The organism is Peribacillus sp. FSL M8-0224 (assembly GCF_038003055.1).
Lineage (GTDB): Bacteria > Bacillota > Bacilli > Bacillales > DSM-1321 > Peribacillus > Peribacillus frigoritolerans.
In genome coordinates this window covers 4,563,877-4,585,413 of record NZ_JBBOOJ010000001.1, presented here as the reverse complement: position 1 = coordinate 4,585,413, position 21,537 = coordinate 4,563,877, and the positions used below count along the sequence as shown (strand labels likewise).

Sequence of the window (21,537 nt, the reverse complement as noted above, 5' to 3'; positions counted from 1 at the left end):
GAAGTTTTGAATTACTTGAAAAATGGTAACGGCAGTGGTTTAAACTGCCGTTTTTGTATGACAATTAGCATGAACTTCGAACGATGAGTTCGGGGGCAAACCGATAAGTAATGTACGGGGCCTGATCCGAATTGGTTATCCGATTCAATAGTAACTCAGCTGTTTTAATTCCCATTTGCTGAATGGGCTGTCCAATTGTCGTGATGGATGGTTCATAAAACTCCGTATAAGCGACATCATCAATGCTGACAATCGCCACTTCCCCAGGAATCGAGATTTTTTGCTTTTTTAAATAGCTAAGGATTTCACGTAATACTAAATCATTTCCTGCCACAATGGCTGTCGGTGGTTTTTCTGCATCGAATATCCGGGCCAGTTTTTCTTGAATTTGGTTTCTGGGTAAAGAATGAATATCATCCTCCCTTACTTCCAATTTATGAGATGCCATCGCTTTTTTAAATCCTTCGATCCTCTCCAACCTTGGTGTGATCGGGATATCAATCGGTAAGGTTAAAAATGCAATGTTTTCGTGTCCTTTTTCAGCCAGCATGGAAACAGCTAAAAAGATTGCAGCATGATTATCTAAAAGAACGGAATCGGAAGTTACTCCATCAACTAATCGATCGACGAATACCATTGGAATGGAATGATCGATCAAGTAATTATAGACTTTAAAATCATTTCCTACCGGAAAGATGATGATTCCATCCACTTGCGTAGAAACGAGCAAATCAAGGTATTCTTTTTCTTTCTCTGGATCATCGGCAGAGTCACATATGAATACTTTCATGCCATGCTGCTGAAGCTGTTCTTCTACGGTACGAATGATTTCAGTGGATAAAGTATGTAAAATATTAGCTACGAGTATGCCAATGACTTTTGTTTTTTTCACTTTTAAATTCCGGGCATTATCATTGGGACGAAAGTCAAGTTCTTGGATGACTTGCTCGATTCTGTCCTTTGTTTCAGCACTCATATAACGAAAACGCTGGTTAATATATTGAGAAACCGTACTTTTAGAAACACCGGCCTTCTCAGCAACATCTGATATGGTAGTTTTCTTTTTTTTCATGATGTTCTCCTAAAGGATATTATTTCTTGAACTAGAAAGGGATACCTTCATCATAACAAAGGAGCATGACGATTCCAACGGCAGTTAGCAAAGAAGCAGGAGGAAAGAGGCATTCCGAAGCGAAGGGGCATGAAACCAACTATTTTGAAAGATCAAAATTTGACTTCCATACAAAAAGCGAAGTAAAACAAATGAAATGTAAGCGTTATCCAAAAAGCAACTGGGGTTATTATCCCGGCTGCTTTTTTGTGATGCATGCACATTGGTGTTAAAATAAGGAAATAGTAAAACGGAATGTAAATGCGAATTCCTATCAAGGAGGCTTTCATGAGAAAGGTCGAGGTCGTACCATATAAGAAAGAATGGTCCAAGCTATTTCATGATGAATGCCAAAAATTACAGGATATTTTCGGGCCTGAAATGATGAATGTATACCATATTGGCAGTACGGCCATTCCGGCCATCCATGCCAAGCCTGTAATAGATATTTTGGCAGTGGTGAAAGATGTGGAATGTGTGGCTGACTTTAATAAAGAGATGGAAGAGATGGGGTATGATGCCAGGGGGGAGAACGGAATCGTCGGACGACGGTTTTTTCGTAAAGGCGGGGATGAGAGGACGCACCATCTTCACATGTTCCAAAAAGGACATGAAGAAATAGCCCGACACCTCGCTTTTCGGGATTATTTACGGGCACACCCTGATGAAGCACAAGAGTATAGTAGGCTGAAGCAGCGCTTGGCAGCGGAATTCCCAGATGATATTAAAGGATATGTAAACGGGAAAAATGATTTTATCAAAAAGGTCGATGAAAAAGCGAAACATTGGGCGAAGCGTGGGGATCATCATGCTAATGAAGTGGATTAAATGCCAAGTGAATGAGGAAAACAAGCGTTCATTTTCAAAAGCGCAAGAGGGATGGGGACAGTTGCGCCATTGTGCTGGCTTCATCGGTCAAATCGGAGGGTGGAATAGAAATGAACCCTGTGAAGCAGGCATTCTCTCCGTTTGGAAAGATCTCCTTTGTTATCGACATTTCATGCAATATCAGCATGATGAAATATTCGCCAAGAGTGACCAGGGAAGTACGTATACAAATATTTCCGTCGATATATTCGAGAGCATATCCAATATAGGAACAACGGACATTACGGGTTTTGTTGATAAGGGAAAATTACTTCGAGTGGCTGAATGTTCTGTTGAAAATGTTAAACGAGCCCGTTTTGAGCAGGTGCTAAAAGAGGCAGGGAACAGGGGGGTGATACCGGGCATGCTGTCAGGCGCATTCGGTAAAAGGCAAAACGGCAGATATCTGGCCGCATCATTATGGGACAATGAAGATTCACATCAACGGTATGCGGATAAGGAATTGCCTGCACTGATAAACGAACCGGGAGTGAAAGATTCAACCCAGCGCATTTCAGTAAGTTTAATTGAATTGCATCCAAAGTGGGCGGTCATTTAGTATTAAACATTATCAATCTATCAATTTGAACAATCAATGGCGTATTGGATTGTTGCAGTCTTAATGGAATGGCTCTAAATGCAGAAGGGTGATAACAAATGAAACTAGATTATGATTCACAATATATCAGGGGCATCTACCTCAATAGAGACCGAATATCTTCGTATGACCATTTCCCTCTTGATCTTCCGGTTATCAGGCACCTTCAGGAAGTTGCTTTTCATCCCAGTGTTACCTATGTCATCGGGGAAAATGGAATGGGGAAGTCCACCTTGCTTGAAGGTATTGCGATTGCGTATGGCTTCAATCCAGAAGGAGGAACGTTGAATTTCAATTTTTCCAATTATGATTCACATTCCAATTTGGACGAATACCTCCGTTTGAAAAAAGGCGTATACAAACCGAAGGATCATTTTTTCTTTAGGGCGGAAACCTTTTATAATTTAGCTACGAATATAGAGGAATTGGACAGGGAGTCATCGTTTGGGTCGAAAATCATCGACTCCTTCGGTGGAAAATCGCTGCACCAGCAATCTCATGGGGAATCGTTTTTTTCTGCTTTTGTAGAACGATTTCAAGGCGATGGATTGTATATCCTCGATGAGCCTGAAGCTGCTTTGTCCCCATTGAGACAAATTTCGATGCTGGCCAGGATAAATGAGCTTGTTCAACAAGGTTCCCAATTCATCATTTCCACCCATTCGCCGATCATCATGGCCTACCCGGATGCTAAAATCCTCCAAATTTCCGATGAGGGAATGAGTGAGGTAACGTTAGAGGAGTCCAATCACTATTTGTTAATGAAACAGTTTTTTGAAGATAAAGATCGGCTGCTTCATCATCTATTTCAATGAGATTTTAGCATCTCCATGAAAGGCAACTAAGGAAAAACCCCGTCTGCACTGCGCATACGGGGTTTTCATTTTTTTGGAATTCCTTGTTGACAGCTTAGGTGTATTACGGGTATAGTACATCTATAAGGTGTATGAACCACTTAGTACATACACGCATATCAGGCTTTTTTAATAAATAGGGGGTGGTTTTAATGAACGTAAATACACGGGAACCGGTATATCTGCAAGTCGTTAGGCATTTTAAAGAACAAATAGCCATTGGTAATTTCGTGGCGGGGCAGGAAATTCCCTCCCGAAGAGAACTGGCGGCTTCACTCAATATAAATCCCAATACCGCTCAAAAAGCGTATAAAGAAATGGAGGAACAGGGCTTGATTCATACAGAACGAAATTTCCCCAGTCAAATCACGACGAATGAAACGATTTTACAGGCTGTAAGGCAGGAATTGATTTTGGCAGCCGTCGATACGTTTGTCGATGCGATTCGTCCGATTAATGTACCGGTTGATGAACTGCTTCGTGTGGTTAAAGAAAAATACTCGGAAGAAATAAGGGAGGAGGAAGAACAATGATAGAAGTAAAAAAAATCTCCAAGAATTATGGACGGAAAAAGATCTTGGATGATGTTTCATTTACAGCCAATAAAGGGGAAGTCACTTGTCTGATCGGGATAAATGGTGTCGGTAAAACGACTACACTCAAAGCGATCATGGGCTTGACGCCATATAAAGGTGAAATCCTGATCGATGATCAAAAGATGACAAAGGACAGTTATGAAAAAATCACCTTCATTCCGGACGCACCGACCATGCTTCCGCAAATGACCATTAAACAGGCCATGGTTTTCATGTCGGATTTCTATACGTCCTGGAATCCGGAAAGAGCTAACCAACTAATGGGGTTTTTCAAGCTTAAAGAGGAGAATCGCATTTCGGAATTGTCAAAAGGGAATACAGCTAAGCTCAACCTGATGCTTGGATTGTCCCTTGACGTCGATTATGTACTGATGGACGAACCATTTTCGGGAATCGATATGTTTAGCCGCGAGCAAATTGCCGATGTCTTTGCGAGCCACCTGATTGAAGATAGAGGAGTCATCATCACGACCCATGAAATCGGTGATATTGAACATTTGATCGATAAGGTCATTTTATTGGATAACGGTACAGTGCTTAAAGAGTTCAATACAGAAGAAATGCGTGAAGAGGAAGGGAAATCGGTAGTCGATGTAATGAGAGAGGTGTATCAATCATGATGCGATATATAAAACTAGTGAAATTTGAAATCAACCGTTTCAGTAAAATCTATCTTAGCTTATTGTTGATCACCTTGGTTTCGCAATTTGCCGGCGTGATCATCGTAACGAAGAGCCTTCTTAATGATGCCAGGGATATCATGAAAGAAGAAAGACTATCTGAAGCCGCTTATATTACCAATTATGGAGGCATTGATTTTAACCATATCGCCAATAGCCTCTTGTTTGTAGGACCGATAGCGCTGAGTGCGGTAGCCCTTATTTTTTACATTTTCCTTATTTGGTATCGTGATTGGTTTGGAAAGAATACGTTCATTTATCGTCTATTGATGTTACCGACATCCAGATTATCGATCTACCTTTCAAAAGCTACGTCCATCTTCCTGATGGTATTAGGGTTGATTGCTTTCCAAATCATCATATTACCTATGGAAAATGCACTATTTAATTCGAATGTGCCGGAAGCGCTCTTGAATGAAATGTCAATTTCTACTATCACGATAGCCAATCCGATTTTGTCATTGATCATCCCAAGCACATTCACGCAATTCCTGATTTCCTATGGCATCGGTCTTATGATCATGTCGATATTATTCACGGCGATCATGTTTGAAAGAAGTTTCCGCATAAAAGGAATCATAATGGGCTTGTTATATTGCGGAATCGCTGCGGTGTTGTTTTTAGCTCCACTTTTCGTAATGGAGTTTGGGAATTTCTATTTCTATCCTAATGAATTATTTGGCCTGCTGCTCGCATTAGGAATCATTTTGACAGGATTATCAGTTTGGCTTGGTGCTTGGTTATTGAAAAATCGCGTTACCGTTTAACAACTTTAAAGGAGAGTGAACAAGGTGAAACGTTATTTATGCAGCATCATTATTGGAATGGTTGTTATCTTAAGCATCGGGACCTATTATGTCAAAGTAGCTTCCTCCGCTTCCAGCCTTCCAAAGTATACGTTCAAGACACTGGAAGGCAGCGATAAAGAGCTTGATCCGGTGATCATAAATGCTTCGCTTCAAAATGGCAGTAATTTTTATGAACCATTAACAATTGAATCCAATACAACGAAATATGCCAGCGAAAGGTCTTACTTGGAGAACTTAACTGGAAGACAAGATCATCTAATTGAAAGATTGGTAAAAGAACATCGTTCATTTATGCGTGGTAAGGATTCCATTAGTTCTTTATATGAAGACGATGATTTTCTTGCTTACGCTAGGGTGAATAGCGAATATACAAAGAGCGGGGATATGGAGGCAAAGTTTGATATCGGTTTACTGGAGAAGAAGGACGAAGAGGAAACTTCATTCCAAATTGAGCTTCCGAATCAAGGGAGAATCATGAATGCTGATGTCAGGGATGTGCAGTTGGTCCATTCAAAACTACAGGTTTTAACGATGAATGATGTGAATTCCAACAATGAGAAGCAAACGAAAGAAGTTCATCTGTATACGATCGATGTAGCCAATAAAAAAGTCTTGAGCGATAAAACCCTTGTATCTGAAACCTTTACTGACCCAGAACAAGTTGATTTTCAGATGCCAATCGATCTTGCTCCCTCACAGCCAAACAACATGGTATTCATTTCGTTAATTAAAGGGGTAAATCATGAGGATGGCTTTGAGGAAAAACTAAAGGAAAGCAAGCTTTTATCTTATAATTATGAAACGGAAAAAGTAGAAACGGTTAAAAAAGGATCACTTAGCCTGGACATGGCTAGATCAGGATATACAGACGGAAAAAACCTTTATACAGTTGAAATGAAATCAGGTAAATATCGCATTAAAACGTTTGACCTCAGCAGTCAAACGTTAACGAATGACACCGAGCTGGATATAGCCGCTAATAAAGAAGAGCAATATACCGCTGCCTTTAAGAACGGGCGTGTGTACTTCCTATTGAACGGAATGAATCAAGTGGGGAAAACAAACAAGCCTGCCAAACTTCTGATTGCAGATATAAAGACTGGAAAGACTTTATATAAAGGTGAAACAATCATAAATAAAAAGAACAGCAAAAGTTTTGAACTTTATATCGATGACCTGGAAATAAAATAAGGACCAACTAAGCTGTTAAATAAAAAGGGATATCCTCCAATAGGATATCCCTTTTTCATTTAAATGGAAGCCAAGTTCGTTCTGGCTGTACGTTCCTTCTTGCCGTGCAAGAAGTAGTAAAGGACGGAGGTCAAGATGACCACAACGCCCAAGATTACATAAAGTGTGCTGTAACCTGTTACCGGAATGATGAATCCCAGAATATAAGGGCCGAAGCCAAGTCCTGCATCAAGCATGATAAAGAAGGTGGATGTTGCCATCCCCATTCGGTGAGGCGGTGTCAGTTTAACGGCAATCGCCTGCGAGCTTGATTGCATATTACCGAATCCGAGGCCAATGAGGAAACCAGCTGCCAGTAAAGTGAAACTATTGGTTGTCATACTTAGAAGCAGCAAGCCTACTCCAAAAATAATGAAAGCCGGATACATAATGAAGTTCGATCCTTTCCGGTCCATCAATGGTCCTGAGAAAGGACGTGATAACAATACGGCTACTGCGTACACTACAAAGAAGAAGCTTGCCGTATTGACCAGATTGATTTCAATGGCATAGAAACTGATGAAAGAAAGGACACTGGAATAACAGAAAGCCAATAACAGAGTGATGATGGAAATGGGCAGTGCCTTAGGTTCAATGAAATTGGAAAGCTTGAATCCTTTGCTTTCCGTAACTTTTGCCGTCACTTTCAATGCCGGGACATACAGGAAGAATGCTGTAATAAGGGAGATCACACCTAAAGCCAGGCAGAAACTGAAAATGACTTGAAAGCTTGTATTTTGAGCCATGAACAGACCGATGAAAGGACCGATAGCCGTCGCAAGTGTTGCGCTCATGCTGTAATAGCCGATGCCTTCACCCTTTCGTGTCGGCGGAATGATCTGCGCGACGATCGTGCCTGTCGCAGTACTTGCCATCCCCATTGCCATCCCATGGATCAGGCGGTTAACAAGCAGGAAGCCGATTCCGAGGTCCACAAAATAAAGAAGTGTTGTCAAAGTGAAAAAGGTCAAACCTATGAATAATGTTTTCTTGCGGCCGATTGAATCAATGAAACGGCCGATGAACAGACGTCCGATCAACGTCCCGATAATAAAAATTCCCGATATGAGTCCGGCTTCGCTTGTAGAAGCATCCAATTCATTAACAGCATAGATGGCAAGTGTCACCATCAGTAAATAAAAGATTAATGTTATGAAAAAATTGATGGACGAAACGATGACAAAGTCCTTCGTCCACAGTCTGGTTCTGGATTGATCCATGTTATTATCTCCTTACTTTATAATGTTATTTCTAATTTCGCCCATGATGCGTATGGCAGCGAGTTGTTCCTCTTCCGTGATCCCTTTCAAGATTTCCTGTTCATATTGATCGATTGTCACGCGGACTTCGCTGTAGACCTTTTTGCCAAGCTCCGTAAGCCGCATCCTTTTCTCGCGTTTATCTTTGCTTGGCACATGCTCGACATACCCCAGCTCTTCCAAGCGGGCAATGGTCCTCGTAATCGTGGGTTTCTCCACGCTTTGGTAATTGGCAAGCTCTACAAGCGTCGCCGAACCATAATTGTTCAAGTAATACAAAATGGACCATTGCGCCCTGTGTAAATCATGCTTGTTCAGCTGGATATTAAGATTATTTTCAAACGGCCGGTACAGCAGCAATAATTGCTGAAAGAATTTTTGGAAAGTCTTTATCAGAAACACCTCTTATCAATATATAGTTATCGTGAGTAATTGTTACCCTGAGTAACTATAATACCAAAATAAATCCATTCTGTCCACTCGGATTTGTATTGTTTAGTTAAATCAGGTTTTTAGTTAAAATGAATGGGAATATAGGAATAGGAGATGATGTGAAGCATGAATAAATCTATGATCGCGTTAATTGCCGCAGCAACAATGCTAACTGCTTGCAATAATGACAAAGCGGATGAAAACGGGGAGAAATCTGTCCAAACAACCGATGAAAATCAAGCCCAAACTGAAAGTGAACAACAAAAACAACCCTCGAAAACAGAAACTCAAACAAGTCCAAAACATGAGAAGTGGTCTTCTTTGCCCGAATATGACAAAATCATCGAGCAAATCGGCAACGAAGACTATACTTTCAATAAGGAAACGGATAACGATGGTAAGCGAGTATTCCTTATTGAATTGAACGGTGAAAAACAATATAAAACCGTTTTCGTCAAAAATACCAATCGCCTGAAAATTATCAAAATAAATGGCGGCGGAGAGATTTATAACGGAATCATAAAATAAGTGGACCTGCGCTTAAACGTTGGTTTTGATAAAGGGGGCGGGGAAATGGCTGCATTACCTCTCGTAGGGGGAGTGGCCGGTCCGGCAACAGGTTGGCGAGATCGCCAGAAAGTTAAAGGGTACCATCCTTTATGCCGACAAGCATCCTTTTGCCGGCGGGAAGGATCATTATGCGTTATATTTCGAAGATCCCGATCGGATGAAGGTCGAACTCGTGGCCCCTTAGCGATAGTTGGCATAGCTATAATGGCGGTTATGTCCATCTTTCCCTTTCTCAGGTTCGGGTTCTGGGTCAAGTGAAAAGGCCTCGATCAATATAAATGCACCGAAAACTTGGGTCCAGCTGCCTAGTAAAAGAATATGTTCTCCCAACCGTACTTTTTCATTTAAAATGAAAATATTTCCCACGGATTCCAAAAATGAACCGGCTGAAATGAGGCCATTTCCCTTGATCTCAAAAGAGCGTGAAATGGTCTCCTCAGTCAGCGATGCCCCGAATGCTTCAATAGCTGCGCCCAGGCCTTGGATTCCACTGCCGATTGCATCGGCTCTAATGCCCTCCTCCACTGAACCACTCAACTGCATACCTATTCCAACTGCATCTGCGATATTGCCAATGGCCTCAAGCCAAGAACCGAATATGAAATAGGTTTCCGTACGTTCATTTTCCGAATTCAGCATTTTCGAACGGCCGATTGCTTGCAGCGAATTTCCAACGGCTTCAATGCCATTCCCTTTGAGGACGAGATCTTTTCCGAGGTCAGTGCTCGTTAAAGTTTGCCGGGTTTGCCCGATTGCACCTACAAGTGTACCGATGCCGAGTAACCATGCTCCTGAAATAAGGAGGTCATCTCCATGAGTGATCATATCTCAAACGCTCCTTAAAAGTGGTTAGATTATATTATTCAGGAAACAGTGTTTGTTTACATATTGCTTTATCACTTAGGGCTCCTGTTGAAAATCACCCATTTATTGGTATAATGACAGCTGGAGGAGATGATATTGACTTTTAACCATTTTTTGCAAATGATTATCGCTGCACTTTTCTTTATGGTTTTTACGTTTTGTACCTGGTATGAAGGAAGCGAAATTGTGGATAAACCTTGGGAATGGAAGTATTCCACGCTTTTCACACACGTAAATGATGAACAGGCGATAGATGCAGTTGATATATCGAATTTCGATCATTTCGTGTATGCCGCAAAATTCAAACCGTTATTTCCACTTCTTATGGTCCTAGCCGCATCGTACATCATCATACTTTCGGGATATATCCTGTTCAAAAGAAGGATTAAAAAAATGGCCCTATTCTTGTTGGGATTTGGTGTCCTTTTTCTGTTTTCAAGTGGTTTTGTATCCCATTCCCCGACTGTTGGAGGAAATATCTTTCAAGCATTTTTTCTGATAGGCGGAATGATAGCGATAATGGCTGCAGCTCTATACTATTACCGGATTCCAAGAGGATTCAATACTTTCTTGAAGTAAGCAAGCTGCCGATGAGGCAGCTTATTTTGTGCAAAATGTTGACACAAAATAACGAAAAATAATAGTCATTTTCGCGAAATTCTTAGATTGAACTTCACTGTAATGTAGTTTATAGTTAAGTCGAAATTTAGTAGACCAGTTGCTATATTACCGGCGATGAAACCCTATCGATTGGATAATCCAGTGATTGAAGAATAAAGCGAAAAGGTGATAATATGTCAGGCAAAATCAAAATTGAACAGCCAAAAATCCCCCAAGACCTAACACAAGCGAACTTTCAGGAAATATATTATCAAGATGAGCCTTATCTTGAGTCCCGTATCATAACCAACTGCACGATCGATAGAGAAAAAATGGACAAAATCGTATTATCACAGGTTGTATTTAAAAATGTGACATTCAGTGATGTATCATTCAGGAATATCGAGCTGACGGATGTCATCTTTGATCATTGCGATTTAACGAATGCCGATTTCATGGGCGGCTCGATTCATCGTGTGGAATTCAAAGAGTCCAAACTTTTAGGCATTAACCTGTCTGACGCAAGCTTAGGGAATGTCTTCTTTGAGAATTGCAACCTGAATTTAAGTGCCTTTGGTTATTCCAGTTTAAAGCAAGTGAGGTTCGATCATTGCTCATTGGAAAGTGCTGACTATTATGAGTGTAAATTCATTAAAGTGAAGTTCGAAACATGCAGATTAAATGAAGTGAACTTTTCCCGGACACCGCTCAAGGGAATTGATATTAGCAGTTCTACATTTCAAAGGATTACCGTATCCCCGGAAGATTTAAAAGGCTGCGAAGTTTCCCCGGACCAAGCGATAGTCTTTGCAGCCATGCTTGGACTGAAAATTAAAGAGTGAACCTTTCAATAAGGCTGAAACGAGGGACCACCGAATTTGGCGGTCCTTTTTGAGTTATTTGTAGTGAAAATAGGCACAGTGAATAGAATTATATAGATTTTTGAAAAGTACGGAATCTTTGCACAAATGCAGTATTGCTTTACAATATTTGTTAAGTGGAAGGGAGATTGGATGTTGAATATCAATAAGGTCACTTTGTATAGTCATGCCTGGAATGAAATGCGGAATTTCTATGTTGATGTGTTAGGATTTGAGCTCCTATCGCAAACGGTTGATGGTTTTGAAATTAAGGCAGGTGAAAGTGTACTTGAAATCGAAAAAAAACATCACAAAGAAAAGCCTTTTTACCATTTTGCCATGAACATTCCGACCAATTTATTTGCTTCGGCAAAAGCATGGGCGAAATCAAAAGTGGAATTGACCAGGGAAGAGGATGATGACGAAGTTTATTTCATTTCGAGGATTTCTTCTTTCGTAAACGAGAGATTTGGACATAAAGAAAAGGCGGCATCGCGCAAAGCATAACCGGGCAAGAGTTACTTTTAGGATAAACCGTTTGTACTGTGAAGGAATTAATTATATATTAATCCTTGAGTACATTAATTCATGGATTAAAGTATGATGAAAAGAAAAGCCCGGAGGAGACAATATGAAAAATATCAATACAGAACATGAATATCGTGAACAAATCAACCAAGAGGGACTGACGGTCGGGATTTTTACGACTACATGGTGCCCGGACTGCAAACGTTTAGACATGTTCATCGATGAGATCACTCAAGAACATAAAGACAAACAGTGGTTTACAATCGATCGTGACGAGTTCCCTGAGATTTCCGAAGAGCAAACGGTAATGGGAATTCCATCACTTTTAGTATTTAAAAATGGGGAAAAGGTTGCGCACCTGCACAGTGCAAATGCTAAAACTCCAGAAGCGGTCAATGAATTTTTAAAAGACCTATAAAAGAAAAGGTGAACCCCCTGGTGCTGTAATGAGGGGTTCATCTTTTTTTTTTTAGAAATTTTTTCTAGAAATGACTTGATTTCTAAGGTGAAACGGGTTTTAATTATAGATACCCAATATCCATTATGGATATATGATATCCACATAAATGCTAAAAGAGGTGAAATGATTTGCAATTAACAAAAGGGGTCGAGCAAGCTATATGCATCATCGTTATACTCTCTACCCAGGATAAAAATGTCCCGCTTTCGTCAAATGAGATCAGCAGGCGATTAGAGGTGTCTCCTTCTTATTTGAAAAAAATCATAAGGAAATTGGTCGTAAAGCAGATAATCACTTCCGTTCCTGGTAATAACGGCGGCCTTACTCTTGCCAAAAGTGTAGATAAGATTAAAAACCTTGAAATTATTGAGGCGATGGAAGGTCCCATTTCGATGTTTCCGGATACAGGACTTATAGAAAAAGCGTTTAAAGATGGAGAGTATGCAGAGAAGGGAATGGACGTCCTCCGTCGGATGTTTTCTCGGGCGGATCAACTTTTAATAGAGTTCTTTTCCAGCCAAACAGTGGCGGATTTGCTTAAAGAAAGCTTTGGCACCACGGACATACCGACTCTTAATTGGAATACCGCGTCATTGAGTGATGTACTGCGTGAAAAGAAAGGTGAAAAGAAGTGAATATGCTTAAACAAGAATGGAAGCTTTTCCTTACAAATCGAAAACTGGTCGGTGTCGCAATCGTTTTACTGTTCGTCCCGATTATTTATGGGGGGTTATTCCTTAGTTCCGCTTGGAATCCATACGGAAATACAGGCAAATTGCCTGTTGCGGTCGTGAATAAGGATGTAAAGGCGGAATATGAGGGGAAAACCTTAACAGTCGGTAATGAGCTAGTCGAGCAATTAAAGGACAATGATGATTTAGAATGGCATTTCGTAACGGAAAAAGCGGCGAAAAAAGGGTTCGATGATGGTACATATTATATGGTCGTCACCATTCCGGAGGACTTTTCAAAAAATGCTTCTACCGTCATGGATGATGAGCCTAAAAAAATGAATCTGACGTATGATGTGAATCCTGGACGCAGTTTCGTTTCTGAAACGGTCGGGAAACAGGCAACGAATAATTTGAAAACGGAAATTGCCGAAAGTGTCACAAAAGAATATGCGGAAGCGATCTTCTCCCAACTGGATGAAATCGGAGAAGGATTCGGCGATGCGGCAGATGGTGCATCAAAGCTGGATGACGGCGCAAAAAAACTGCATGATGGAAACAAAGAAGTGACGGAAAATCTGAATAAGTTAGCTTCGAGTACATTAACTTTTAAAGATGGAGCGAATAAACTCCAAATTGGCGTTGGCGAGTTTATGGAAGGAGCCAACAAGCTTGAAAGTGGCGCGTCGGAATTGAATAAGGGTATTTCACAATATACTTCCGGTGTCGGTCAGTTGCAAAAGGGTGCGAACGAACTCGCATCAGGCACAGGGGAATTAACTAATAATAGTGAAGCACTTATACAAGGTTCTTCCCAGCTTTCCACTGGGCTGGCCAAAGTGGTTCCAGGAGCGCAAACTTTAAATACTGGATTGGCACAAGCGCAAACAGGCAGTGCGAATTTGAATGATGGGTTGAATCAATTATCACAAAATGCAAGCCAGCTGACGGATCAATCGACAGGAATTCCAAAATTGGCAGCAGGTCAGCAGAGTTTAAATGAGGGAATCAATAAACTGGCAGGAGGAAGCCAGGCGCTAAATGACGGCCTGAAAAAAATGGATGGCCAATTGCCCGCAGAAGAACAGCTGAATCAGCTTAAGCAAGGACTGACAAGCATTCAAAGCGGTGTAAATCAATTGCAAGAAGCGGTTCCAGCAGGAAGCAGCGCGTCCGGTACCGTATCCGGCATTACCGAAGACCTCAATAACAGTCAAGCGGCGTTAACGGAACTTCAATCAACGATTGCGAATAATGGTCAGAGCACGATCAATGCCGTTCAAAACACGGAAGCCTTCAAAAGCATGACCAGTGAACAGCAATCAGAAGTAATCGGAGCCATTCAAAATGAACTTCAAAGCCAGGCGGAGGCACAAAAACGAATCGCATCGGCTCTTGCTGCAAGTGTTTCAGACTTATCAACACAATTAACGGATAAGGTAATGCCTGTATTGAATGGATTAGGCCAGCTTCCGGAACAAGTGGCCAATTTAAATAATGCGGTGAATAAAGTCAATCCTAACGCCGTTTCAGCGTTAAGCGGATATACGGCAATAAGGAACGCACTGGAAGAACAATTGATTCCTGGTGCGACCCAATTAAATGGCGGCTTGAATGAAGCTGTAGAAGGCAGCAATCAATTAACGGCGGCAACGCAAAGTTTAAATGAACGGACACCAGAATTAGTGAAGGGGATCAACCAGTTAGCACAAGGCGGTTCCTCGTTAAATAATGGCCTTTCAAAACTAACTGAGGGATCTGGTCAGTTGGTTGATGGAGTTTCACAACTGCAAGCAGGTTCATCCTCCTTTGGGAATGGTCTTGAGAAGTACGCATTCGGTGTTAGCCAAGTTGGCGAAGGGGCAAGCAAATTGGCTAATGGGGCCAATCAACTGGATGCCAACTCAGCGGCCTTGAACGAGGGCTCATCAGCACTTGTTAAAGGCACTGAACAATTGGCAGGCAATCTGCCTACTTTGAGCAATGGAGTCATCCAGCTTGCTGATGGCGCGGGTAAGATCAATGAAGGTTCATCAGCACTTGCTGAAGGTTCAGGTAAATTGGGTGAGGGAATCTCCTCACTTCAAGATGGATCGGTCGAGCTTTCGGAAAAACTCAGTGATGGTGCAGAAGAAATTAGTGAAAATAAAACAACCGATGATAATTACAGCATGATTGCTGAACCGACACAGGTCAAAGAACAAAAAAGCAGTGACGTGCCGAATTATGGTCATGCACTGGCTCCTTATGTATTGTCTCTTGGGTTATTTGTTGGAGCCATTGCCTTCAATATGGGATTCCCGACAGGCTTGCCTTCTACCAGGCCTACATCAGGAGTGGCATGGTGGTTCAGTAAATTTACGGTCCTATTCATCCAAGCGACACTTTCTGCATTAGTGTTGGATGCGATCATGATTTGGGGAATGGATTTACAGGTCGAGAATATGGGGCAATTCATTGGGGTTTCCATCCTGACTTCCCTTACGTTCATGTTCATCGTTACCTTCTTGACCGTAGGATTTGGAAATCCAGGTCGTTTATTGGCGATGATATTCCTTGTATTACAGCTAGGTGCAAGCGGAGGAATGTTCCCTGTGGAACTGACCAATAACTTCTTCAGTCATGTTCACCCGTTCATTCCGATGACATACTCTGTCATGGGCTTCCGCCAGGCGATGAGTACGAGCCTTGGGGCGGATGCATTGACAGCAAGTATAGTGTTCCTTACTGGATGCATCATTGTCTTTAATCTGCTGCTATTGCTAACGATGGTCATCAAGAAGCGAAAAGCACATAATATTGAGATGAATGCATAAACAAAAACCCCCGGTGCAATGCGCCGGGGGTTTTCTCATTATGATGGTTCATTCGTGTCCTTTTCTTTTTCGATGACTTTCAATCCATTTTCCCCTGAATTTTCAATCACATGTTTAAGGATGGATAATTTGTTATCCCAGAATTGATCGTAAAAAGAAAGCCACTGTTTCAATTCCGCTAAAGGTTCCGGCTGAAGCCGAAAGCGTTTCTCTCTTCCTACCTTCCGGCCACTGACCAATTCAGCTTCAGAAAGGATATGAAGATGCTTGGCAATCGCCGTACGGCTCATGGAAAAGTGAGAAGTGATTTCTGAAATGGGTAAATCCCCTTCAGCAAGCAATTGCAGGACCTTTCGGCGGGTTGGGTCGGCGATAGCCTGGAATACATCATGTTTTTCTGAAGCAGACACTTAGCCCTCAACAGCCTTTTTAAGACCTTGATTAACGATTTGTTCCCAGCCATGATTCATTCTATCGCGAATCACTGAGCTTTTTTCGTTCGGTTTCGTAAGAATCGTATCAGGCTCTTTCCAGCCGCCATGAATAAGGGTGAACTCCGTTTTGCCATCCACTTCTTTTAAAAGGAAGGAAATGAACCAACCGTCCGTATCCCAACTGAATGAAAGGCGATGAGGAGCATCTAACTCCGTTACCTTACAAGGAGATGGGCCGAAGGGTGATTGCACATGGAACTCATGTCCCACTTTCGGTTGAAAATCATTTGGCATGAACCATGAAGCTATGCCCTCTGCAGTGGAAACTGTATCCCAAACTTTTTGGATAGGTGCTTCAAGAATAACCGTTTTCTTGATATCCTGTAATGTATTTTCCATACTGATTCTCCTTTGTAAGTGAAAATGTGAAACCAATTGGTTTCGCTTTGTCGATTATATAAAACCTTTTGGTTTCATGTCAATAATTTGTTTCAAGCGATTCCTTTTTATTCATTGCAGGGGGATTAATTTCCCAACTCTTCGATTTGTTTTGCCAATCCCGTTATATTATCGATTGATTTCATTATCTCTGAATCTTCCAATGCCTTAGGATCAATTTGGCCCTTTTCAATATTATTCAGATATAATTCAATTCCATCTGAAAGCTGTTGATTTGAACTGACGATCTTCTCATGGATGCCTTCAGCGATTTTGGGTGGTTCAGTTGCATTGAATTCTTGAATCTCCGTTTTCATCAATTCCAGTTCTTTTTCAAGATTTGCCCTTGTTTCGGCATTCGTGATGGCGTCCTGTGACATGGTGGGAACCTCATTGGCAAAATCCTGAACGGTATTTACATACTCCGTCGCATCATCTGCATACTCCAATGATGAATTGACTTCTTCTAATGCTGAACATCCGCTTAATGTAAGGATGGACAGCAGAGCAATGGTCATTATTTTTTTCATATGTGCCTCCTATGTGATTTTTTTATAGTAAGGATCAGATGGGCAGAAATCTTTTTTTATAAATCGCTGCAATGGAATTCAATATGAAGCTGGGAATCTTCTTCGGAAAAAATGACTTCGAATAGAAAAGGTGAAAAGCACTTTTCAAGTCGTGCCACTGATTGCAGGATTTCACTTGCTTAAACCTTGCAACATCAATGATCTTCACCTTTTTATCAGAAGTGATGAAGATGTTTCGCAAGTGGATATCCGAAGGATTCAATCCCTCTTTCCTTGCCAATTGCAGCGCATGGTCTATCTCCGCAATGTTTTCTTCCGTTATCGGGATCCCCAATGTTAAACATTCAAAAAGAGTGTTGCCTTCAATGTGATCTATAACCAGGTAATTTACCCCCGCATCATATAGGGTTGGATAGTATTCGATGGATTGGACGGTTTTGTATATTTCAGCTTCAACTTTAGCTGTGTGAGTATGATCCGGGAAAAACACTTTTAGTGCCTTATTGGTGGAATGTATTCGGAAAACATATGCGCTTCGGCCTTTTCCGATCAGTGATAAAGATGGGTCGGCATCGAGCAATACATGCTTTTTATCATCGGAAATCTTAACGCTTTTAGCTAATTCATTATAGTTCTGCATACTTTTCACCTCTATTGTGCAATTTTTCGAATCAAAAAAGACGGTATAACCGATTATTGGTTATACCGTCTTAAATTAAAAGACCTCACCAAATAATCGGCAAGGTCTTGCAAACAACTAAAATCAGTTGCCAATAAAGCCGAGGATTCAATCCTGTACTGACGACTTTATTGTATAGCTACTCCCCTTAACAGAAGGATTCTTATAAGTTATATACAGTAATTATATAGGTTATTGCCTCGATCCGTCAAATATAAGGATCGCGTGCCTACCCTTTATATATATTCGATTTAGGCAAAAAGATGCTCGTCTCATTAGCATTAATTTGAGTGGTAAGTAATTATATCAATATACTTAATGGTCATCATTTGCCTGTCGCATAAGCTTCATTGCAAATGTTTCTATATAATTACTTAAATGTCTATTATTTTACTATTATGTTACAATCACTTTTATCTCCCTATAGATCTAAAGGAATATGTTATATTTTAGACGAATGAGCATATTTACCTATAATATCATACTAATTTTAACCGATATTTAAATAAATGTTAAAAATATAATTCTTTAGTAGGGAGAATGAGATGAAGAAATTAATTATACCAACTTTCTGTTTTGCAGTGTTGTCTACAGTTGCTTTCGAAGAAAAAATATCTGCAGCTCCACTACATGCCGAACAGGCCAATATTGAAGACGTCATGTTTGTGCAGGTGAATTCCGGATCACTCAATATGAGAAAAACCGGGGCGGAAGGTTCCAGCGTAGTCGCAAAGCTCGCAAATGGCACACAGGTGACGGTGTATTCGGAATCCAAAGGCTGGGCGAAGATCAAAGCCAATGGAAAAGAAGGATATGTCAGTACCAAGTATTTATCGGCAACGAAGCCAGGGACTTTAACGAAAACGGCAGTGACCATTAAAACGACAACGAAATATGTGAATGTGAGCACAGGTTTACTTAATATGCGAAAAATCGGGAGTGATAGTGCCAGCATAGTCGCAAAGCTGACAAGGGGCACACAGGTGACGGTGTATTCGGAATCCAAAGGCTGGGCTAAGGTCAAGGCCAATGGAAAAGAAGGATATGTCAGCACGAAGTATCTATCGGCAACGAAGCCTGGAACAGTGACCAAAGCTGCGGCAACCGTTAAAACGACAACGAAATATGTGAATGTGAGCACAGGTTTACTTAATATGCGAAAAATCGGGAGTGATAGTGCCAGCATAGTCGCAAAGCTGACAAGAGGCACACAGGTAACGGTCTATTCGGAATCCAAAGGCTGGGCGAAAATCAAAGCCAATGGAAAGGATGGATATGTCAGCACGAAGTATCTATCGGCCACGAAGCCTGGAACAGTGACCAAAGCTGCGGCAACGGGTAAAACGACAACGAAATATGTGAATGTGAGCACGGGATCACTCAATATGCGAAAAAGCGGAAAAGCTACCGCAAGCATAGTTGCCATCCTTTCAAAAGGGACGAAAGTGACGGTGTACTCGGAATCAAATGGCTGGGCGAAAATCAAAGCCAATGGAAAGGATGGATATGTCAACACCAAATATCTGTCTGCTTCTAAGCCGGGATCGGGATCAACGGCAGCCACGCCTGTAAAAACGACGACGAAATATGTAAACGTGAGCACGGGATCACTCAATATGCGAAAAAGTGGAAAAGCTACCGCAAGCATAGTCGCCATCCTTTCAAAAGGAACGAAAGTGACGGTGTATTCGGAATCCAATGGCTGGGCGAAAGTCAAAGCCAATGGAAAGGACGGATATGTCAGCACGAAATATCTATCTGCTACAAAGCCAGGAACGGGATCAACGGCAGTCACGCCTGAAAAAACGACGACGAAATATGTAAACGTGAGCTCTGGAACGCTCAATATGAGAAAAAGCGGATCGGAAAGCGCGAGCATAGTCGCAAAGCTGTCAAAAGGAACGAAAGTGACGGTGTATTCGGAATCCAAAGGCTGGGCGAAGATCAAAGCCAATGGAAAAGACGGCCATGTCAGTACCAAATATCTATCGACATCAAAACCAGGAACGGGATCAGTCACGCCTGAAAAAACGACGACGAAATATGTAAACGTAAGCTCTGGAACGCTCAATATGAGAAAAAGCGGGTCGGAAAGCGCGAGCATAGTCGCAAAACTGTCAAAAGGAACGGAAGTGACGGTCTATTCGGAATCCAAAGGCTGGGCGAAAATCAAGGCAAATGGGAAGGATGGGTATGTCAGTACTGACTATCTATCGACGATAAAGCCTGGAACGGACTCCAAACCATCCATACCTGAAAAAACGACAACCAAATATGTAAATGTCAGCTCGGGTTCACTTAATATGCGGAATAAGCCGTCGGATAGTGCTTCCGTCATTGTGAAACTGGCAAGGGGTGTAGAGGTGGAAGTCATCTCGGAATCAAATGGCTGGTCAAAAATTAAAGCGTATGGCGGAGAAGGTTATGTCAGTACGAAATATCTATCAGCAACGAAGCCAGGTTCTGTACCGGGACTGAATCCAGATGGAGAAGCAAACACATTAGTTAAATATGTAAACGTAAGTGATGGCTCGAGTCTGAATATGCGGTCTGCAGCATCGGCTTCCGCTTCAATTATAGCCAAGCTTGTAAATAATACGGCCGTAACGGTGTATTCAGAGTCTAATGGCTGGTCAAGAGTCACGGCCAATGGAAAAACCGGATATGTCAGTACGCAATATTTAACGGCCAAAGCACCGGAAGGTCCGGGAAGCTCGAATGGATCGATAATCAGGATCGATAAAGAGTATAATCTTACGATGGAAAAGATGGTTGAAATTCAAATGGCCGTAAACGGTCAGACGGATAAGAAGTATAAAACCTACATACGTGAAGATGGATTAACTTTAATCAATTCAACAAAAGGTACCGTTAAAGGAACCGGATGGCGTGTCAGGAGCGGAGCTGGATCGAATTATTGGGCAGTCGGTCCTGTAAGCAATAATCAATCATTGACTATTAAATCAAAAGTAAGGGGCTCTGACGGATATTATTGGTATGAGGTGGACTATAACAAGACATGGGTAAATGCCAGTCCGGAAGATATAGAATATAATCTTAACCCAAATAATTTCGTGAATGATCCAGTCCATTCATTCCAATTCGTCAAGCTCTCCCAAGTCACCAACATGAACGTTTCTGAAGTGAATAATAGAATCCTTTCAGGTAAAGGGATACTACAAGGCAAAGCGGCAACCTTCACTGCGGCAGGGGAAAAATACGGGGTCAATGAAATCTACCTGATTTCACATGCTTTGCTGGAGACCGGGAATGGCACCTCACCATTAGCGACTGGCGTAAAGGTGAACGGGAAAACGGTCTATAATATGTATGGAGTCGGGGCGTTTGACGGAACGGCGCTAAGCAGCGGCGCTCAATACGCCTATAATGCGGGCTGGTTCACCCCGGAAGCGGCCATCATAGGCGGTGCTGAATTCATCGCCAAAGGATATATCTCTGCTGGACAGGACACGCTTTATAAAATGAGGTGGAATCCTACAGCTGCAGAGAAATATGGATATGCATCACACCAGTATGCAACTGATATTGGCTGGGCAACAAAACAAGTGAAACAGATTTATAATTTATATAGTTTATTAGATTCATATAAATTGACGATTGAGGTTCCTAAGTATAAATAAGGAAACGGAA

General features: G+C 41.5%; 23 protein-coding genes and 1 pseudogene. 16 read left to right on the top strand and 8 right to left on the bottom strand.

Annotated elements, in window-relative coordinates; all coding sequences use genetic code 11:
- Nucleotides 1-64: 64 nt before the first annotated feature.
- On the bottom strand, nt 65-1,072 hold the full coding sequence (locus MKX49_RS22210) for a LacI family DNA-binding transcriptional regulator (protein WP_133352933.1): 1,008 nt from the start codon (nt 1,070-1,072) through the stop codon (nt 65-67).
- 327 nt (nt 1,073-1,399) lie between these two features.
- Between MKX49_RS22210 and MKX49_RS22205 the strand changes: the two genes are divergently transcribed.
- From MKX49_RS22205 to MKX49_RS22175, 7 genes are all read left to right on the top strand, one after another.
- Nucleotides 1,400-1,939 (top strand): GrpB family protein, encoded by a 540-nt coding sequence (locus MKX49_RS22205; RefSeq protein WP_340877818.1) that lies wholly within the window; start codon nt 1,400-1,402, stop codon nt 1,937-1,939.
- Entirely contained in the window at nt 1,926-2,537 is a 612-nt protein-coding gene (locus tag MKX49_RS22200) for a YdbC family protein (protein ID WP_340877817.1), read from the top strand. Before MKX49_RS22205 ends, MKX49_RS22200 begins: the two co-directional genes overlap by 14 nt.
- A gap of 98 nt (nt 2,538-2,635) precedes the next feature.
- On the top strand, nt 2,636-3,391 hold the full coding sequence (locus tag MKX49_RS22195) for an AAA family ATPase (protein WP_336865135.1): 756 nt from the start codon (nt 2,636-2,638) through the stop codon (nt 3,389-3,391).
- Between the two features lie 191 nt (nt 3,392-3,582).
- Nucleotides 3,583-3,963 (top strand): GntR family transcriptional regulator, encoded by a 381-nt coding sequence (locus MKX49_RS22190; RefSeq protein ID WP_048686641.1) that lies wholly within the window; start codon nt 3,583-3,585, stop codon nt 3,961-3,963.
- Nucleotides 3,960-4,646: an ABC transporter ATP-binding protein gene (locus tag MKX49_RS22185; protein ID WP_034310708.1), complete on the top strand. Its 687-nt coding sequence runs from the start codon at nt 3,960-3,962 to the stop codon at nt 4,644-4,646. Before MKX49_RS22190 ends, MKX49_RS22185 begins: the two co-directional genes overlap by 4 nt.
- Nucleotides 4,643-5,473: a hypothetical protein gene (locus MKX49_RS22180; RefSeq protein ID WP_340877812.1), complete on the top strand. Its 831-nt coding sequence runs from the start codon at nt 4,643-4,645 to the stop codon at nt 5,471-5,473. Before MKX49_RS22185 ends, MKX49_RS22180 begins: the two co-directional genes overlap by 4 nt.
- Nucleotides 5,474-5,497: 24 nt before the next feature.
- Entirely contained in the window at nt 5,498-6,706 is a 1,209-nt protein-coding gene (locus MKX49_RS22175) for a hypothetical protein (protein WP_340877811.1), read from the top strand.
- Nucleotides 6,707-6,765: 59 nt separating this feature from the next.
- On the opposite strand, the gene MKX49_RS22170 is transcribed toward MKX49_RS22175, so the two are convergent.
- Complete coding sequence (locus MKX49_RS22170; protein ID WP_340877810.1) at nt 6,766-7,965, bottom strand: MFS transporter; 1,200 nt, start codon at nt 7,963-7,965, stop codon at nt 6,766-6,768.
- A 12-nt stretch (nt 7,966-7,977) separates the two neighbouring features.
- Entirely contained in the window at nt 7,978-8,397 is a 420-nt protein-coding gene (locus tag MKX49_RS22165) for a MarR family winged helix-turn-helix transcriptional regulator (protein ID WP_048686687.1), read from the bottom strand.
- Nucleotides 8,398-8,562: 165 nt separating this feature from the next.
- Here MKX49_RS22165 and MKX49_RS22160 point away from each other — a divergent pair, with 165 nt between their 5' ends.
- Both MKX49_RS22160 and MKX49_RS28485 read left to right on the top strand, forming a co-directional pair.
- A complete protein-coding gene (locus MKX49_RS22160; protein WP_340877809.1) occupies nt 8,563-8,964 on the top strand; it encodes a hypothetical protein in 402 nt (133 codons plus the stop codon).
- 82 nt (nt 8,965-9,046) lie between these two features.
- A pseudogene (locus tag MKX49_RS28485) lies at nt 9,047-9,190 on the top strand (VOC family protein); the annotation flags it as partial.
- Here MKX49_RS28485 and MKX49_RS22155 read toward each other — a convergent pair.
- Nucleotides 9,187-9,831 carry a DUF6944 family repetitive protein gene (locus MKX49_RS22155; RefSeq protein WP_340877808.1) on the bottom strand — a complete coding sequence of 215 codons (645 nt, stop codon included), beginning with the start codon at nt 9,829-9,831 and terminating at the stop codon, nt 9,187-9,189. The pseudogene MKX49_RS28485 and the gene MKX49_RS22155 sit on opposite strands and share 4 nt — an antisense overlap.
- A 135-nt stretch (nt 9,832-9,966) precedes the next feature.
- Here MKX49_RS22155 and MKX49_RS22150 point away from each other — a divergent pair, with 135 nt between their 5' ends.
- From MKX49_RS22150 to MKX49_RS22125, 6 genes are all read left to right on the top strand, one after another.
- On the top strand, nt 9,967-10,449 hold the full coding sequence (locus MKX49_RS22150) for a DUF4306 domain-containing protein (RefSeq protein ID WP_323598563.1): 483 nt from the start codon (nt 9,967-9,969) through the stop codon (nt 10,447-10,449).
- A 215-nt stretch (nt 10,450-10,664) separates the two neighbouring features.
- Nucleotides 10,665-11,312: a pentapeptide repeat-containing protein gene (locus MKX49_RS22145; RefSeq protein WP_323598562.1), complete on the top strand. Its 648-nt coding sequence runs from the start codon at nt 10,665-10,667 to the stop codon at nt 11,310-11,312.
- A gap of 174 nt (nt 11,313-11,486) precedes the next feature.
- Complete coding sequence (locus tag MKX49_RS22140) at nt 11,487-11,837, top strand: VOC family protein (protein ID WP_340877807.1); 351 nt, start codon at nt 11,487-11,489, stop codon at nt 11,835-11,837.
- A 124-nt stretch (nt 11,838-11,961) separates the two neighbouring features.
- Nucleotides 11,962-12,276, top strand: a complete 315-nt coding sequence (locus MKX49_RS22135) for a thioredoxin family protein (RefSeq protein ID WP_340877804.1) — start codon at nt 11,962-11,964, stop codon at nt 12,274-12,276.
- A gap of 170 nt (nt 12,277-12,446) precedes the next feature.
- Nucleotides 12,447-12,953: an RrF2 family transcriptional regulator gene (locus MKX49_RS22130; protein WP_034310735.1), complete on the top strand. Its 507-nt coding sequence runs from the start codon at nt 12,447-12,449 to the stop codon at nt 12,951-12,953.
- Between the two features lie 2 nt (nt 12,954-12,955).
- Entirely contained in the window at nt 12,956-15,805 is a 2,850-nt protein-coding gene (locus MKX49_RS22125; protein ID WP_340878602.1) for a YhgE/Pip domain-containing protein, read from the top strand.
- 38 nt (nt 15,806-15,843) lie between these two features.
- Here MKX49_RS22125 and MKX49_RS22120 read toward each other — a convergent pair whose 3' ends face one another.
- The 4 genes from MKX49_RS22120 to MKX49_RS22105 form a co-directional block, all read right to left on the bottom strand.
- Entirely contained in the window at nt 15,844-16,215 is a 372-nt protein-coding gene (locus tag MKX49_RS22120) for an ArsR/SmtB family transcription factor (protein WP_048686677.1), read from the bottom strand.
- Nucleotides 16,216-16,644, bottom strand: coding sequence for an SRPBCC family protein (locus tag MKX49_RS22115; protein ID WP_095391274.1), 429 nt, complete (start codon nt 16,642-16,644; stop codon nt 16,216-16,218).
- A 119-nt stretch (nt 16,645-16,763) separates the two neighbouring features.
- The gene (locus MKX49_RS22110; RefSeq protein ID WP_340877802.1) at nt 16,764-17,207 is read right to left on the bottom strand and encodes a DUF6376 family protein; all 444 of its coding nucleotides are present in this window, start codon (nt 17,205-17,207) and stop codon (nt 16,764-16,766) included.
- Between the two features lie 34 nt (nt 17,208-17,241).
- A complete protein-coding gene (locus MKX49_RS22105) occupies nt 17,242-17,847 on the bottom strand; it encodes a protein kinase family protein (protein WP_340877800.1) in 606 nt (201 codons plus the stop codon).
- A gap of 584 nt (nt 17,848-18,431) precedes the next feature.
- On the opposite strand from MKX49_RS22105, the gene MKX49_RS22100 reads away from it, so the two are divergent.
- Entirely contained in the window at nt 18,432-21,527 is a 3,096-nt protein-coding gene (locus MKX49_RS22100) for an SH3 domain-containing protein (protein WP_340877799.1), read from the top strand.
- The last annotated feature ends 10 nt before the right edge of the window (nt 21,528-21,537 follow it).